Here is a 15,634-nt window from a genome sequence, read left to right as displayed (position 1 = left end):
CCTTAAAAAGAAAAACCTGCAGCCGGTAATCCCGAACTGCAGGTTCTTCTTTTATAATGTGACCGGATAATATGGCTATGAGTCGGTATCAGCCTCCGCATCCGACAGGCGAACCTCATAATCAGATACCACCACCTTCCGCTCTTTATATAAAGCGCCGATAGCTTTTTTAAATGCGCCTTTGCTTATCTGAAATCGTTTATAGATATCGTCGGGAGAGCTTTTGTCGCCTAAGGGAATCACACCATTGCTATTCTTGATCTCTTCGAACAGAGTGCCTTTTAAATCGAGGATATGCTCATAACCTAAAGGCTGCAAGCTCAGGTCGATCTTGCCATCTACCCTGAACCTCTTTACCCATCCCTTTCTTACATCGCCCGGATGGATATAAGAGAAGAGCTCATTTTGATAAAGCAGGCCAATGTATTTATTGTTTATGATGGCGTTGTAACCCAGGTCGGTCGCTTCAGTGATTAACAGGCTCACTTCTTCTTTCTCTTCCAGCTCGATATCTTCCTCTTCAACAAATGCCGACAGTCGTGATGATGCCAGCATCCGGTTAGTACTCTCGTCCAGATAAATATAAACGACATAGCTTTCACCTTTAGTCATTTTTCGTTTTTGTTCCCGGTTAGGCACAAAAACATCTTTATCGATTCCCAGGTCCATAAAAGCGCCGTCCCGGTTTTCATCGATCACCTTCAGGTACGCAAAGTCGCCAACGCAGGCGTACGGTTTCTGTGTAGTAGCAACGAGGCGGCCTTCTTTGTTAAGGAAAACAAAAACGAAAAGGCTATCGCCGATAGATACATCCTTAGGAGCGTGGTTAAGAGGAAGTAAGATATCCCTGTCTCCGTCGGAGAGGATGTATCCATCCTGTGTTTTTGCTGTTATTTCAAGATCGTTATATTTTCCGATTTCTATCATTATTGGTATTGGATTATCTACAGAATCCCGCGGACTCTATTGGACGTTCCTGAGCTATTGATACTCAAGTACATTTCTGCAAAGGTAACAATCGCCGCGGCTTTAGTCTTTATTTTTCTGCGAATACAATTGTCTGGTTTTTGCCTTCTCTGCAATCTGAAGTGATCTTTTGATGCGGGTATCCGTGCTCTTTGCAGAACGGATATAGTAAAGCAGGCTTCTCTTAAGCCCAGGAAGAAGCGCTTCAAAGCACTGGCTTGCATACTCATCCTGGTTCAATACTTCCACAAACTCTTCAGGAAGTTCAAGTCCATCGTTCAGATCCGAACGAACAGAAACGGAGAACGGAACGCCCTCATTTAGCCGGTGCTTGCGAATAAGCTGTTTACTCGCCATGATTACATATTCCTCACCCCTCGGATTCAGGGCACAGGGGAACTCTTCCTTTCCTTCCACCGAACATAAAACGCGCACTGCACCCTTTTCTTTTCTGAACGTTGCAGAGACCTCCTGGGGAACAATGATAACATGATGGATCATCGGTCCCTCAACAGGACTAAGAGTTGCAGTAAACGTAACGGATTGAGGGTGCTGTGGCATAGCAGCGGTTTTACTGGTATATAAATTCCCCGAATTCAGAGCGAATGGTAACTCTTTTGCGGTCAGATTCTTCAACTCTGCCAACTATACGCGCTTCTATATTAAAGCTTTCAGAAATAGCAATCAGATCCTGAGCTATAGCTTCAGGAACGTAAAGTTCCATGCGGTGCCCCATATTAAACACCTTATACATTTCTTCCCAGCTCGTTCCTGATTCTTTCTGAATGAGTTCAAACAGAGGAGGAACTGGAAATAAGTTATCTTTAATGACGTGAAGGTTTTCTATAAAATGGAGCACTTTAGTTTGTGCGCCTCCGCTACAATGAACCATTCCATGTATTTGCGGCCTGAACTGTTCAAGCATCTTCTTTATCACAGGAGCGTAGGTGCGGGTAGGAGAGAGTACCAGTTTTCCGGCGCTTAGCGTTTTACCATGTGAAATCTCTATTTCGTCTGTCAGTTTTTTACCACCGGCAAAAACGAGCTCATAAGGAACGCCGGGATCGTAGCTTTCAGGATACTTTTCTGCCACATATTTATGAAACACATCATGACGGGCAGACGTTAAGCCATTTGAACCCATACCGCCATTGTATTCTTTTTCGTAAGATGCTTTTCCCGAGGATGAAAGCCCGACAACAACGTCGCCTGTCTTGATCCTGTCGTTCGAAATAACGTCGTCTTTCTTTATCCTGCAGGTAACGGTCGAGTCGACAATGATTGTCCGTACCAGGTCGCCGACGTCGGCAGTTTCACCTCCCGTAGAATAAATGCCTATTCCCATGTCGCGAAGTTCGGCGAGAATTTCTTCCGTACCGTTAATTACAGTTGCAATAACTTCTCCCGGTATGAGGTTTTTATTGCGCCCGATAGTAGACGATAATAAGATATGGTCCGTGGCGCCCACACAAAGCAGGTCGTCGAGGTTCATGATGATTGCGTCCTGGGCGATGCCTTTCCAAACGGAGATATCACCGGTTTCCTTCCAGTAAACATAAGCCAGCGATGATTTGGTCCCTGCACCGTCAGCATGCATGATATTACACCATTCACTGTCCCCTCCCAAAATATCGGGGATTATTTTACAGAAGGCTTTTGGGAAAATGCCTTTGTCTATGTTCTTTATGGCATTGTGGACGTCTTCTTTTCCTGCTGAAACGCCCCGTTGGTTGTATTTGAGATCTGACATTGAGGCAAAGGTAATAAATCGCTGTCAGCTTTTAGCTGACAGCGATTGGCTTTTGGCTTTTAGCTTTTAGCTTTTAGCTTTTGACTTTAAGCTTTTAACTTTCAGCTTTTGACTTTTCTGGCTTTCTGCTATAGCCGGGCCTTCTAAAGCAAAATAGCCGGCTCTCGCCAGCTATTTGTAAAAAGCCAATTGCTAAAAGCTAATAGCAATCAAATAAAGACGAAGCCTTTATTTGATAAACAGTAATTCCCTGAATTTAGGGAGAGGCCATTTATCGTCAGCCACTAAGCGTTCTAGCTTATCGACGTGGTAACGAATAGGCTCAAAATATGATTTAACATTTTCGTCGTAAGCGATTGCTTTTTCGCGTGCGTCTTCAATGATATTTGCTTTTTTACGTTCGTCAACCATTTTAAGCACATTGGTGCGTATGAAGTTGATATGAACCGAAAGCTTAGTAATGATTTCAACCTGGGCTGCATACGAATCCTCTTCCAGCCCGATGTCTTTCAGTCCTTTTACGTTTTCGATCAGCTCGGTCTGGTATGCAACAGAAGCAGGGATGATAACATTGTTCACCAGTTCTCCCATCACGCGAGCCTCGATCTGCAATTTCTTATAGTAATTTTCAAGCAGGATCTCGTGACGTGCATGTGCTTCACGTTTGGTAAATACTCCGGTCTCTTCAAAAAGCTTTTCCGATTTTTCGCTGATCAGTACATCCAGCGCTTTAGGAGTAGTCTTTATGTTAGATAAGCCTCTTTTTTCAGCCTCTTCAGCCCATTCGTCACTGTATCCGTTTCCTTCGAAGCGGATCGACTTGGATTCTTTGATGTACTTTTTGATCACAGTCATCAGGGCCACATCTTTCTTCTCTCCTTTTTTCAGAAGTTTATCCACTTCAACTTTAAATCTGTTAAGCTGTTCGGCAACGATCATGTTTAGCACGGTCATCGGGCCTGCAGAGTTTGCAGAAGAACCAACAGCACGCAGTTCGAATTTATTGCCTGTAAATGCAAAAGGAGAAGTACGGTTGCGGTCGGTATTATCGAGAAGTATCTGAGGTATCTTCGGAATATTGGTCCATAAAGAAGGCTCCTGCTTCATCTTGCTGGTAACACGTGAAGTCTCGATTTCGTCGAGTACATCATTCAGCTGCGTACCGAGGAAAATTGAAATGATGGCAGGCGGCGCTTCGTTCGCTCCAAGGCGGTGATCATTGCTCACCGAAGCAATGGATGCACGGAGAAGATCGGCATGCTCATAAACAGCCTTAATGGTGTTCACAAAGAAAGTAAGGAACATCAGGTTATTCTTAGGCGTTTTGCCGGGTGCCAGCAAATTCTTACCTGTATTGGTTATAAGCGACCAGTTATTGTGTTTTCCTGATCCATTGATTCCAGCAAACGGTTTTTCGTGCAGAAGAACCTTGAAGTTATGACGGCGGGCAATCTTGTCCATCAGATCCATCAGTAACTGGTTATGGTCGATAGCCAGGTTGATCTCTTCGTAGATAGGAGCGCACTCAAACTGCGAAGGAGCCACCTCATTGTGACGTGTTTTTAATGGAATACCAAGTTTCAGGGATTCGATTTCAACATCCTGCATAAAAGCCAGCACACGCTCAGGAATTGATCCGAAGTAGTGGTCTTCAAGCTGCTGGTTTTTAGCGGACATATGGCCGAATAAAGCTCTTCCTGTAAGATAAAGGTCTGGGCGTGCGTTAAATAGAGCAAGGTCAACAAGGAAGTATTCCTGCTCGATTCCTAACGAAGCGTTCACTTTTTCAATGCCTTTATCGAAATACTGTGCAACAGATACGGCCGCCTTATCCAAAGCGCTTAATGCCTTTAAAAGGGGAGCTTTGTTATCTAAAGCCTCACCTGTATAAGAAACGAATACAGTGGGGATACAAAGGGTTTTTCCCATGATAAAGGCGGGAGATGAAGGGTCCCATGCCGTATAGCCACGAGCTTCGAATGTGCTGCGGATACCGCCATTTGGAAAGCTTGAAGCATCCGGCTCCTGTTGTGCCAGGGCGTCGCCGGAAAATTTTTCTATGCCCAGACCGTCGCCTGCAGGCTCAAAGAATGAATCATGTTTCTCTGCAGTAGTTCCGGTAAGTGGCTGAAACCAGTGTGTATAATGTGTTACGCCAAAGCTCATTGCCCACGCTTTCATTGCCGAGGCTACCTGTTCTGCTACTTCCCGGTCAATTCTCTCACCAAGGATAACAGAATTAGTCACGCTCTGAAATGCTTCCTTTGATAAATATTCCTTCATTTTTCTTCTGTCGAAAACATTCGACGCATAGAATTCAGAAACTTTAGAGGAGGGATAGGTGACTTCGGGGACAGTCCTGGTGAGGACGGCATTCAATGCCTGAAAACGGAGATTTGACATAATACTATATGTTTTTTATCAATATTTAAGTTAAATACGAAAATTCGGGTCAAATATTTGGAAAATATTGCTAAAAAACTAATAACGTTGAAAAAAATGCAGTAATTATAAAAGTCGCCTAAGCTTGCCGGTATTTTAAATTATACTCCATTATGGAATCCGGCTGCTGTATGCATCCTATCTATAGAACTAAATCTTCAGATCATGTTAAACGATAAATTTGATGTTTACAGGAGCGAGTGGCTCGAACTTGTATTCGCTAACAGAAACCAGGAATATGGGGCTTATGAGTTAAGAAGGAACTATTCTTACACTCTTAACAAAGCGCTGATAACCGCCTCTGTTCTTTTTATTTCGGCTGTATGCTTTCCTGTGGTTTACAAGAATCTGAAGGGAGCGGATATACAATCGCCTGTTTCTGCCCTGGTGCCGGACAACGACAGGGTGATCTTGCTCGACATGAGTAAAATAAAGGAGGCGACTCCGCCAGCTCCTGCGCCGAAAGCGGATGTCGTCAAAATTAAAACTACTCGTTTTGTTCCCCCAAGGGTAGTGCGCCAGGAACTTGTAACTGAAGAGATGCCTGAAATCAGGGAGCTTGAAAGAAGTACGATCAGCACAAAAACACAGGATGGTGTTGAATTACCATCAGATGTCAGTCCGCTGCCTGCAAGCACTACAGGTGGGACCGGAATCGGAGTGACAGAGGGTACGAACTCAAATGAACCTGTAGACTTCAATGTCGTAGAGAAGTTTCCTGAATATCCCGGTGGAATGGAAGCCTTTGCCCGGTTCCTTCGTAAAAACCTAAGGTATCCCGCCAGCGCTGCAGAAAATGGTATCGCCGGCAGAGTGTTCCTTAGCTTTATCGTCGAAAGGGACGGCAGTTTAACCAATATAAAGGTGATTAAGGGAATCGGCTTCGGATGCGACGAGGAAGCAGTGCGTGTTCTTAAAAAGTCTCCGTCCTGGTCGCCAGGTATACAGAATAAACAGAAAGTGAGGGTTCAGTATACTTTACCTTTACTGTTCCAGTTTTCTGAATAAAACGAGAGGGATGGTTGGGGTTATTCCTTTCCATCCCTCTATCAACTGATTACAACTACTCTGCCCCAGCTTTAAAACTTGAATGCTTTTTTCTAATTTTGCGTATCTCAAAAACGCAATAGCTTTAGAAATAATCGATGCTCAACTTGAAGTCGGCTCATCATGTCGCTATTATTTGCTCGGACTATTCTGTGTCGAAAAAATTCTATACAGAGGTTTTGGGCCTTCAGATAATCTCTGAGGTTTTCCGTGAAGAGCGGCAATCATATAAGCTGGATCTGAAGGTTGGGAACGACTTCCAGATCGAGCTTTTTTCATTTCCTGCGCCTCCCGCAAGGGTGTCGCGCCCGGAGGCATGCGGACTGCGGCACATCGCATTTAAATGCGATGATATTGATGCCGCGGTCACCGGGCTTTTAAAGCACGGTATAGAAGCAGAGCCGGTAAGGACCGACGAAATAACAGGAAAACGCTTTACCTTTTTTTCTGACCCTGATCAGTTGCCCATAGAACTTTATGAAAGTCAGTAAGCCGCAGGTGTTTCAGTTCAAACAGTTTGAAGTGGATCAGGCTAATTGCGGAATGAAGATCAATACTGACGGAGTATTGTTAGGCACTTTGATTAAGCCGGATTATCCTGAAACCATATTAGATATAGGAACGGGAACAGGCGTAATCGCACTGATGCTTGCACAGCGGTTTCCGGCAGCAAAGGTAGTTGCCGTAGAGATTGACGCCCATGCAGCCGAAACAGCTTCCGCAAATTTCAGAAGTTCGCCATTTGCCGACCGCCTTAGCCTCCATGCTAGGTCCTTTCAGGATTATCTCAGGACCGGTTCACCTGTAAAATACGATCTGATAGTCAGTAATCCCCCGTTTTTTCTGAACTCCATCAAAAATGCCAACCTCCGGAAGCAGACGGCCAGGCATACCGACCATAACTTTTTCTCGGATCTACTGAGTCTCACTGCTGATTCTTTAAACGCCAACGGCAACTTATCGCTTATCCTTCCTCTGGCTACAGTGCAGATAGCCGCAGTCAATGCCCGCGAGGCAGGATTGTTCCTTTTAAACGAAATTGAAGTTTCATCCTTTCCATCCTCGGTTCCGCACCGGAAGATCGTTACATTTGGACTGAGCAATAGCAAAGAAGCCAGCACAACCTCTTTTGCTATTTACGAACGTGAAAAACGCTATTCAGAACAATACAAGGAAGCATTGAAAGACTTTTTTACGATATTTTGAGCGCGGTTGCAGGTTGCAGGTCGTGTGTTGTGGGAAAGAGACAAGAATCAAGATACTAGTATCAGGTATCAAGATATAGCATACAAGTATCAAGATGTAAGTATCAAGAAATAAAATAAGGATTCATAGATTATAAGGAGGTCGGCTATTAGTTATGTGCTAAAAGCCAATTGCCAACAGCTTAATATAATGAAAAGAATAGGACTAATTTCCGATACTCACGGTTTCCTCGATGATGCCGTATTCAGGCACTTTGAGCAATGCGACGAGATCTGGCACGCCGGCGATTTTGGTAATTTAGAGCTGGCAGACAAGCTTGCCGCCTTTAAACCATTACGCGGAGTATTCGGAAATATCGATGGAAAAGATATTCGCACGGTTTATCCTGAGCATCTGCGGTTTAAATGTGAAGATGTCGATGTTTGGATGACGCATATTGGCGGTTATCCGGATCATTACAGTCCTCAGGTGCGAAATTTAATCTATAAAGATCCGCCAAAAATGTTCATTTCAGGACATTCGCATATATTAAAGGTAATATACGATAAAAAAATTGGTACTTTACACTTAAATCCCGGCGCCGCAGGCAAACAAGGGTGGCATAAAATACGTTCTTTGCTAAGATTCAGCATTTCTGACGAAAAAATTCATACATTAGAGATCATCGAACTAGGAAATAGATAATGTAATAAATACACTAAGTATATGTCGGTAGTAAAAACGTTAGGCCAGTTCATTATTGAAAAGCAGAAAGACTTTCCCTATGCCAAGGGCGAGCTATCCCGTTTGTTGAGGGATATCGGTATTGCATCCAAAATTGTAAACCGCGAAGTAAACAAGGCAGGATTGGTAGATATCCTGGGGGAGATCGGAACCATGAATACGCATGGCGAATCACAGAAGAAGCTTGATGTTTTTGCGAATGAGCAGTTTATTTCAGCCCTTACCTGCGGCGGAGAATGTTGTATTGTGGTTTCCGAAGAAAATGACGACCCCGTGTACATTGAGTCGGAAATTTCCCAGAATGCAAAGTACATTGTCGCTATTGATCCCCTCGACGGCTCATCGAACATCGATGTAAACGTAGGAGTGGGAACTATTTTCTCTATTTACAGAAGAAAATCCATTGAAGGGAAAGCAACCATTCAGGATGCGTTACAAAGAGGAGTGGAGCAGGTAGCTGCAGGGTATGTGGTTTATGGATCTTCAGCCATGCTGGTTTATACCACGGGTAAAGGAGTAAACGGATTTACGCTCGATCCGTCCATTGGCGAGTTTTGCCTCTCTCATCCCGATATGACGATCCCGAAAGACGGCACCTTCTACTCCATAAATGAAGGATACTACGTACACTTTCCCGACGGCGTAAAGAAGTATATTAAATATTGCCAGGTGATGGATAAGGAAACAAACAGGCCCTATTCATCAAGATACATTGGCTCTATGGTGGCCGATTTGCACAGAAATATTATAAAGGGAGGCATCTTTATTTATCCCACAACGGCGAGTGCTCCCAGGGGCAAGTTGCGACTGGTATATGAGTGCAATCCGATGGCCTTTATTATTGAGCAAGCGGGAGGCCGCGCTACCGACGGTTTTGAAAGGATCCTGGAGCAAGAAGTGACTTCCTTGCATCAGCGTTCTGCTATTTTCCTTGGATCAGAGAATATGGTGCTCAAGGCAGAAGAGATGATGCGGGATTTCTCACCCGAGCTTGGTAAATTGATAGACAAACAAGTTGAGCCTTCGGCTGATATTTCTAAAGTTGGAAATGTAATTTAACCTTTACTTCCCGTTTTCTGCTTCGAATACAGAATCGATGAGTAAATTTTCCTTTTGTTGATATGCTGCGACTGCTAAACGGTCGCAGCGTTCGTTTTCTGGATGACCGGCATGCCCTTTTATCCAGTTAAAACGAATTTTGTGAAGTTTGTATAACTGCAGAAAGCGGAGCCAGAGGTCTTTGTTCTTTTTTCCGGCAAATCCCTTATTCAGCCATCCAAACACCCATTTCTTTTCAACGGCATCCACCACATATTTGGAGTCGGAATAAATAATCACTTCCTGTCCGGGATTCTTAAGAGCCTCGAGCCCGACGATTACAGCAAGTAATTCCATCCTGTTATTCGTAGTTTTACGAAAGCCTCCGGCAAGCTCCTTATAGTGTTGTCCAGCCCTTAAAACCACCCCGTAACCCCCTGGTCCCGGATTGCCGCTTGAAGCTCCGTCGGTAAAGATCTCTATCATGAAAAGCAAAATGTAAGGCGCAAATGTAAAAAGATAAACCGAAAGAACGCCTGTGCGGGGACATCTGTCGATCGATCAATGTCATCGCCTCTTAGTGTGCATAATTAAACAGTGGAATATCAGTCTGTTAGTGCATAGCCTTAAGTTTCTTAAAGTAAAATTTGCATAATGAAAGAAATGACTTATTTTTGCATCTCCAAAACACGGTGGTTTTAGCTCAGTTGGTTAGAGCGCCTGATTGTGGTTCAGGAGGTCGTGGGTTCGAGCCCCATATTCCACCCCGGGTTTTAAAAGCAGTTCTAAAAGAGCTGCTTTTTTTGCTTTTGATCAGAATTTTCCACCTTTTCCATCCGGCAAATATGGATCTGTGTCAAAATCTGTGAACTAGGCAAATAATTTCATGAGTCTGAAGAGGAAAAAATTGACATCTCCCACTCATCTGTATTGTGCTCTGAAGGCTTCTTGACATTGAAAGACTCAGCGGAGGCATTGATACTTCTGTTATCAAAGTAATTTAGGCGCATAGCCGAAATGGCGGGAAATGCTGGCCGGGCTCACCCGGTAGGCTATCTCGGATACAGTTACCACCCGATGTTCCAACAGGTCATGCGAATGTTGGTCACGAAATTAGCTGCCTTCAATTATCCTTTAAAAACATAGCCAATATGGTAGAAAAATCAGCGCAAGATGTGGGAGAGAACCTCATCCTTCTTTTGTCTGGATATGGGAACGGAACTGCCGTCCTCCATGGAGATGTATCCGCCGTCTTTTTTGACATAGGCGCTGATCTTTTTGAAATTGATGACATGTGACTGATGGGTACGGATGAATTGATATCCTTCCAACAGATCCTGGTACTCTTTGAGCGTTTTGCAGACCAGGTAGTGCTTTCCCCCTTCAAGATAAAAATGGGTGTAATTGCCCTCCGCTTCCAGCCGCAGTATTTTAGATATCAGAATAAACTCGATCTTATCTGCAAGTGGAACTGCAATGCGCTGTTCTTCTTCCCTGCGGTCAATATTGGCCATCAGTTCTCTCAGCTTTTCGTTTTCTTTCTTTGGCCCGATCTGTCCGAAAGCTTTGTTTACCGCGTTGCATAGTTCAATTATATTTATGGGCTTGAGCAGGTAATCAATGGCGCATGCCTTTACCGCCTGGATCCCATACCTGTCGAAGGCCGTGACAAAGATCACCTCGAAGGTTTGCGGGCTATGGAGCATCTTGAGTAGATCGAATCCGGAAAGTTCGCCCATCTCGATGTCCAGAAATAGCAGATCTGGCTGGTGCACAGCAATCAGGCTAAGCGCTTCGGTAGGCGAGCCGGCTTCGGCAACAACGTCGATATCCGGGCAGTAAACTTCCAACAGCTGCCTCAGATTCTGCCTGCTCCTGGATTCGTCATCTATAAGAATGGTACTGATTCTCATGTATATGTTGTTTTGGGTTCGGTTCCAATCTTTTCTAATCGAGGGGAATGCTGAGCACAGCGGTTACTCCTTCTGCATGAATCCCTAAATTAGGTATTATCTCCAGTTTTCCTATTCCGCCATGAACATTTAAAAGATGCAGCCGTTCTCTAACTAGCTTCAGTCCGAACCCGGATGGTTTTCTGCCTTCCTTTTCTGTCCATCCCGTCCCGTTGTCGGTTACCTCCACCCTCAGATAAATACCCACTCTGCTTACCCTGATTGCCAATAATCCAGATGCTCCCTTCTGGGCGATCCCGTGCAAAATGGCATTTTCTACAAGCGGCTGGATGATCATGCCGGGTATCTCAATGAGCTCGCTGTTGATCTCTGCCCCAATGTAGAGGCCAAACTCAAAATCGAAGCGAAGCTTTTCCAGCTCGGCATAAAGCGATACAGCTTCTAGTTCATCCGAGAGGCTCACAAAGGTCTTTTCGGAATTATTGAGCACCATGCGCATGAGATATGAAAATTTTTCCAGGTAAATGTTTGCTTCCTTGTACTGGTGGCCATTGATCAGAGATTGGATTGAATTCAATGCATTGAACATAAAGTGCGGGTTCATTTGTGACCGTATTGCCCTGATCTCTAGTTCCTGGATTCGTCTTTTCAGAGATTCCTTTCTTCTGATCGCCGAAACCCTCGCCCTGTAGATCCACAGAAAGCCCAAACCGGCAAACATTATGGAGCCGAGGCTCCATAATGTTATTTTGATCAGTTCGGCCTTTTCCTGCCGGCTCATTTTTTTGGGTTCAAGTGCTTTTTGTACGGCCTCTTCAAAGTTCTTATCTTTCGGGAGCTCATCGGGGCTATCGTTAATGTTGTCCTGGATAATCCCAAGATCTGAATCCATAACAAAGGTTTTGATATCGAAATTCTCCAGCATCACCAGTTCTCTGAGCGCCTGGTTGTCGGGCGCGACCTCTACAAAGGTTACCTGAGAGAGCTTTTTCAGTTCGCTGACAACGCTCGAGGGCGGATAGCTATGTTCTTTGAGCTGCACGATAAGGAAATGCACTTTCTGGGGATCCTGCTTTTTGATCCTTTCCAACAGCCGTCTCATTTCATCCGGATAGTGGAAGTTGAAGGTGATGTTCAGCACTTTTCCCTTAAACCTGTTCATATTCAGGAGACCTCCGTCTGCTAATTTGATGCTTTTTAAGGGAATCGGCTTTCCTGGTGCCCACAATGATAGGGTTTCCCATTTCTGTCGTACCAGTCCGGTCAAGACGGTATCTGCGCAATTGTTAATGAAGTCCTCGTAGTAGGGCTTCAATGTCTGGGCTGTTTTCCAGCTGTTGTTTCCAAGCTGGTTTTCAAAAGCGTCGGCCAACGTAAGGTAGAGAGGAAAGCACCTAAGGTGGTTTAACGAAAGAACATAGTCTCCAAGGAAAAACCCACTGCTTCCCCCATTAAGCTGACCAACTTTGGCGCTCAGATAGAATTGGAAGGTATTGATAAAATCAGTATACCAGACTGCGTTGTTGTAATCGGTCATCATTACGGGCAGGGTGTCAACAGCCTCGAAAAAGTGCTCCGGAAACCCATCAAACATTCTGGTAGAAGCCGGACTGCTTTTATAAGAGGTCTTGCTAAGAAAGTCCAGTCTCTCGCTAGCTTGAGTAAAGGCAAACCAGAGCCGGTAATAGTTCCCGGTAACCGGTGAAAGCTGTCCGCTGTAGGTTTTGTTAAGCCTGTCGAAGATAGCCCTGTCCGCGTCCTGTTGCTTCATAAAGGTTTCAGCAGAATATAATTTTACGCCGTAAGGTATTTCGGGAGTATTCTTTTTAAGGGTAGCCTTGGCTATGTCTAGCCCGAATGCCGCCATTTTAGCAGTATTTCCAGAAAACTGCAGGCTGCCTTCGGGATCGAGCGCATCACCTGTTATCCTAAGCGTATCGCCGGGCCGGAAAAACAGGGGGATATCGACTGTACGCATGGCCAACACAACATCAACATCTTTCATGGTACCTGAATGTGGTTTTGCCGGTGTTTTTTCTAGCCGGTGGCGGTTTCTCAGGCGCGCGCCTGATCCCTCGGAAAGGAAAAAAGCCATTCTGAAGCTTCCATCAGCTGAAATCCGGAACGCCTTCTCGACACCAGGTAGATAAAGAGCATATTCACCGGCAAGCTCAGCCGTCATATTTTTGATATGACCCTCTATGAGTACATTGGGTTTCAGAGGAAACGAAGCAGCAGATAACACGAAGCTTAGTCCTGAGTTTCGATAGAGCGTTCCACTGTACCAGTCCTGCTCCCTGTTTGCTATGGCTTTCATGATGATTGCGGAAATAACTGTCGCGGTTTCTTTATGGATTGGTTCTAATTCGACCCATCTACCAACATTAGTACTACGGGTCCCGATTTCGTAAAGATTGATTCTGGAAAACTCAGCACCCGGTTTCATGGAAAGAATCTTGCCTTTCGGATCAACTCTGGACTGGAAAACGGGTTTTTGGTCAGGCTTTTCCATGCCCTGCCTGTAAGGCGGGTAATAAGAGTCGTAGCCAAGGGCTACGATGCCGGGGTGGGAGAGTATGATTCGGATCCGCTCGAACGTCAGTGTATATTCCCGGTTGCCCGAGGCGTCGGTTTTTTTTAACAGATATCTGATGTTATAGCGGTAGCTTTCATCAGCAGGCTTTCGGGCGGTATCTGCAACGAGTACCTCAAACCAGTCGCCGGCTTTCATTTTCTGGAACGCATCTTCCTGCTGTGCAAAAATGGTTCCTGGGAGTCCGCGCAGCAGTAGTAGGAGCAGCAGGACAAATTTTTTCTGTTTCATGAGTCTTGGATTTAGAAACAAAGGGAAGCATAATCGTCCCATGAGAGGTAGCCGGCCGAGCATATGGTAGTTCTGATTTATTATTCAGCAATTTTTTTATGTTGCACTATTGGCAACCACCTTCGGCGGGGCCTACAACAAACTTTAACAATACCAGCATCTAAGGCGTTGGAAAAAGAATCGGTTGTACCGTTTCGTCCCTTTCAAATGTACATGAAGTTTTTTAAGCTACACACAGACGGATAAAAATTAGAGTCAAGGCCACTCTTGCTTTGAGCGTTTAGGGATCAAGCGGAGATGCTGGGAGCCTTCCTCGTTCCGTCGCAGATTTTGTCAAAGAAAAACACGCAGTATCATAAGCAAAATCAAATATTTGTTATTTTCGAATGTTATTATAGCCTTAATTTATTGAATGATTATCCAGGACACACATGCGTTAGCTTTTAAAGACATCAAAGAGTGTTTTTTACTGCCCTGCTTTTTTCAACCTGACGGTATTCTGCTGATTTATACATGCGCTTAACTTGAAAACATTTTCCTCGATAAAACAACTGCTGAATATACTCAGCCGGGAACAGAAGCTGATCAGCGAAATATTTGAGAAGCGAAAAGTGCTCGCTTACAAATATGACGATGCGCTGGAAGTACTGGAGTATAATGAAGATAAGCTGCGTATCTTAATTGAATACGCTGTATTGCGTGAAAACGGCAGCTTTTTGGAGCTGGACGACCAGTTCCTTCAATTCTTCGAGCAGATACTGGAGGTAAATGAAGAGATCAATGTATCTTACATCAATGAAAACCTGCAGTCCATCCGGCAAAATATCTTATATTACCTTCAGGAAAATAGTGAAAGCCGGCGATATGCCTATCTCAGACAAGTAAAAAGCGCCCTTCGCAAGACGGGAACGATTGCCATCCGCAACGTGGTCGACCTGAAGAGGAACATTGACAATACGTTTAAAAACGAGCCTAATTACCAGGTAAAAAAGGCAAAACTGGAGCATCTGGATCTCAAGCGCAATGACATATCGACGCTGATTAGCCTGACAGATAACCTGATTTCGGGGGACGATGAGCAAACTTTTTTTAAAATAGCCGCTGATGAAGAGCTGCAAAGGATCATTCTGAACTTGAAAGGTCAGTTGAACATTTGCCGTCATAACCTGATCGATGCGCAGAAACAAATCATCGAATATCTCAACCGCCTCAGAAGTCAGAGCATATTGGTAGAGAAGATCCGTCAGCTCAAATACCTGAAGGATCAATTCGAGCTGCGTACCAAAACCAACATTGTACAAGTACTTGGCGCCCAAAACCCACTGCTGTTTGAAGCCAAACCCGCTTATGCCTTAAAGCTGTCCCTGGATCAGCTACAGGTTGATGATGCCAGCCTTGAATTGATCAGGAAAGTACAGGCCCGTTCAAGGTCGGGACAGCGGATCAGACAGTCTGTAGCCGATACAAACCTTCAGGATTATCTGGAAACGGGCGCTGAGCTGGTCTCTCAGGTTAACCTGGAAGAAGTAAAGAACAGCTTCTTGGCAGGCAGTAACAATCTTTTTGATTTCCTTGAATCGTACGATTTTGGCATGGCGGTCTCTTTTGCGGATAGGCTGACCATCTATTGTCAGCTCATTTCACAATATGATACGCAGTTCCGGTTAACCGACCAATACCAAATCAAACACGAATCTGAATATTTACTGATATACCCTTTATAAT

The 15,634-nt window shown here is 44.6% G+C and carries 13 protein-coding genes and 1 tRNA gene; 7 read left to right on the top strand and 7 right to left on the bottom strand.

The window, feature by feature from the left end:
- Positions 1–75: 75 nt before the first annotated feature.
- The 4 genes from BDE36_RS18150 to BDE36_RS18135 all read right to left on the bottom strand — a co-directional run bounded on the left by BDE36_RS18150 (position 76) and on the right by BDE36_RS18135 (position 5,119).
- Positions 76–927, bottom strand: coding sequence for a CvfB family protein (locus tag BDE36_RS18150; RefSeq protein WP_128770060.1), 852 nt, complete (start codon positions 925–927; stop codon positions 76–78).
- 102 nt (positions 928–1,029) lie between these two features.
- Positions 1,030–1,527: a YdeI/OmpD-associated family protein gene (locus tag BDE36_RS18145; protein ID WP_128770061.1), complete on the bottom strand. Its 498-nt coding sequence runs from the start codon at positions 1,525–1,527 to the stop codon at positions 1,030–1,032.
- Between the two features lie 10 nt (positions 1,528–1,537).
- Positions 1,538–2,716: an AIR synthase related protein gene (locus tag BDE36_RS18140; protein WP_141815992.1), complete on the bottom strand. Its 1,179-nt coding sequence runs from the start codon at positions 2,714–2,716 to the stop codon at positions 1,538–1,540.
- Positions 2,717–2,944: 228 nt separating this feature from the next.
- Positions 2,945–5,119 (bottom strand): glutamine synthetase III family protein, encoded by a 2,175-nt coding sequence (locus tag BDE36_RS18135; RefSeq protein ID WP_128770063.1) that lies wholly within the window; start codon positions 5,117–5,119, stop codon positions 2,945–2,947.
- 204 nt (positions 5,120–5,323) lie between these two features.
- Here BDE36_RS18135 and BDE36_RS18130 point away from each other — a divergent pair, with 204 nt between their 5' ends.
- The 5 genes from BDE36_RS18130 to fbp all read left to right on the top strand — a co-directional run bounded on the left by BDE36_RS18130 (position 5,324) and on the right by fbp (position 9,193).
- Complete coding sequence (locus tag BDE36_RS18130; protein ID WP_141815991.1) at positions 5,324–6,166, top strand: energy transducer TonB; 843 nt, start codon at positions 5,324–5,326, stop codon at positions 6,164–6,166.
- Between the two features lie 137 nt (positions 6,167–6,303).
- Positions 6,304–6,696, top strand: a complete 393-nt coding sequence (gene gloA2 / locus BDE36_RS18125) for an SMU1112c/YaeR family gloxylase I-like metalloprotein (RefSeq protein WP_141815990.1) — start codon at positions 6,304–6,306, stop codon at positions 6,694–6,696.
- A complete protein-coding gene (locus BDE36_RS18120) occupies positions 6,683–7,411 on the top strand; it encodes a tRNA1(Val) (adenine(37)-N6)-methyltransferase (RefSeq protein WP_141815989.1) in 729 nt (242 codons plus the stop codon). The genes gloA2 and BDE36_RS18120 overlap by 14 nt, the downstream gene beginning before the upstream one ends.
- Positions 7,412–7,600: 189 nt before the next feature.
- Positions 7,601–8,095: a metallophosphoesterase family protein gene (locus BDE36_RS18115; protein ID WP_141815988.1), complete on the top strand. Its 495-nt coding sequence runs from the start codon at positions 7,601–7,603 to the stop codon at positions 8,093–8,095.
- Between the two features lie 21 nt (positions 8,096–8,116).
- On the top strand, positions 8,117–9,193 hold the full coding sequence (fbp, locus tag BDE36_RS18110; RefSeq protein ID WP_141815987.1) for a class 1 fructose-bisphosphatase: 1,077 nt from the start codon (positions 8,117–8,119) through the stop codon (positions 9,191–9,193).
- Positions 9,194–9,196: 3 nt separating this feature from the next.
- Here fbp and rnhA read toward each other — a convergent pair whose 3' ends face one another.
- A complete protein-coding gene (gene rnhA, locus BDE36_RS18105; protein WP_141815986.1) occupies positions 9,197–9,658 on the bottom strand; it encodes a ribonuclease HI in 462 nt (153 codons plus the stop codon).
- A gap of 205 nt (positions 9,659–9,863) precedes the next feature.
- Between rnhA and BDE36_RS18100 the strand changes: the two genes are divergently transcribed.
- Positions 9,864–9,939, top strand: a tRNA-His gene (locus BDE36_RS18100).
- Positions 9,940–10,335: 396 nt separating this feature from the next.
- Here the strand turns inward: BDE36_RS18100 and BDE36_RS18090 are convergent.
- Positions 10,336–11,085 (bottom strand): LytR/AlgR family response regulator transcription factor, encoded by a 750-nt coding sequence (locus BDE36_RS18090; RefSeq protein WP_141815985.1) that lies wholly within the window; start codon positions 11,083–11,085, stop codon positions 10,336–10,338.
- Between the two features lie 34 nt (positions 11,086–11,119).
- Positions 11,120–13,909 carry a sensor histidine kinase gene (locus tag BDE36_RS18085; protein WP_161987691.1) on the bottom strand — a complete coding sequence of 930 codons (2,790 nt, stop codon included), beginning with the start codon at positions 13,907–13,909 and terminating at the stop codon, positions 11,120–11,122.
- Positions 13,910–14,433: 524 nt separating this feature from the next.
- Between BDE36_RS18085 and BDE36_RS18080 the strand changes: the two genes are divergently transcribed.
- Positions 14,434–15,633, top strand: coding sequence for a hypothetical protein (locus BDE36_RS18080; RefSeq protein ID WP_141815983.1), 1,200 nt, complete (start codon positions 14,434–14,436; stop codon positions 15,631–15,633).
- Position 15,634: the final 1 nt, after the last annotated feature.

This window comes from Arcticibacter tournemirensis, assembly GCF_006716645.1.
GTDB lineage: Bacteria > Bacteroidota > Bacteroidia > Sphingobacteriales > Sphingobacteriaceae > Arcticibacter > Arcticibacter tournemirensis.
Note: the sequence above shows the minus strand (reverse complement) of the source record. Positions and strands in the feature narration are given on the sequence as shown.

Coding starts and splice junctions, on each gene's coding strand:
- gloA2 (WP_141815990.1), top strand. CDS start 6,304: ATGCTCAACTTGAAGTCGGCTCATCATGTCGCTATTATTTGCTCGGAC.
- BDE36_RS18140 (WP_141815992.1), bottom strand. CDS start 2,716: ATGTCAGATCTCAAATACAACCAACGGGGCGTTTCAGCAGGAAAAGAA.
- BDE36_RS18120 (WP_141815989.1), top strand. CDS start 6,683: ATGAAAGTCAGTAAGCCGCAGGTGTTTCAGTTCAAACAGTTTGAAGTG.
- BDE36_RS18115 (WP_141815988.1), top strand. CDS start 7,601: ATGAAAAGAATAGGACTAATTTCCGATACTCACGGTTTCCTCGATGAT.
- BDE36_RS18090 (WP_141815985.1), bottom strand. CDS start 11,085: ATGAGAATCAGTACCATTCTTATAGATGACGAATCCAGGAGCAGGCAG.
- BDE36_RS18130 (WP_141815991.1), top strand. CDS start 5,324: ATGTTAAACGATAAATTTGATGTTTACAGGAGCGAGTGGCTCGAACTT.
- BDE36_RS18135 (WP_128770063.1), bottom strand. CDS start 5,119: ATGTCAAATCTCCGTTTTCAGGCATTGAATGCCGTCCTCACCAGGACT.
- BDE36_RS18150 (WP_128770060.1), bottom strand. CDS start 927: ATGATAGAAATCGGAAAATATAACGATCTTGAAATAACAGCAAAAACA.
- BDE36_RS18145 (WP_128770061.1), bottom strand. CDS start 1,527: ATGCCACAGCACCCTCAATCCGTTACGTTTACTGCAACTCTTAGTCCT.
- BDE36_RS18085 (WP_161987691.1), bottom strand. CDS start 13,909: ATGAAACAGAAAAAATTTGTCCTGCTGCTCCTACTACTGCTGCGCGGA.
- rnhA (WP_141815986.1), bottom strand. CDS start 9,658: ATGATAGAGATCTTTACCGACGGAGCTTCAAGCGGCAATCCGGGACCA.
- fbp (WP_141815987.1), top strand. CDS start 8,117: ATGTCGGTAGTAAAAACGTTAGGCCAGTTCATTATTGAAAAGCAGAAA.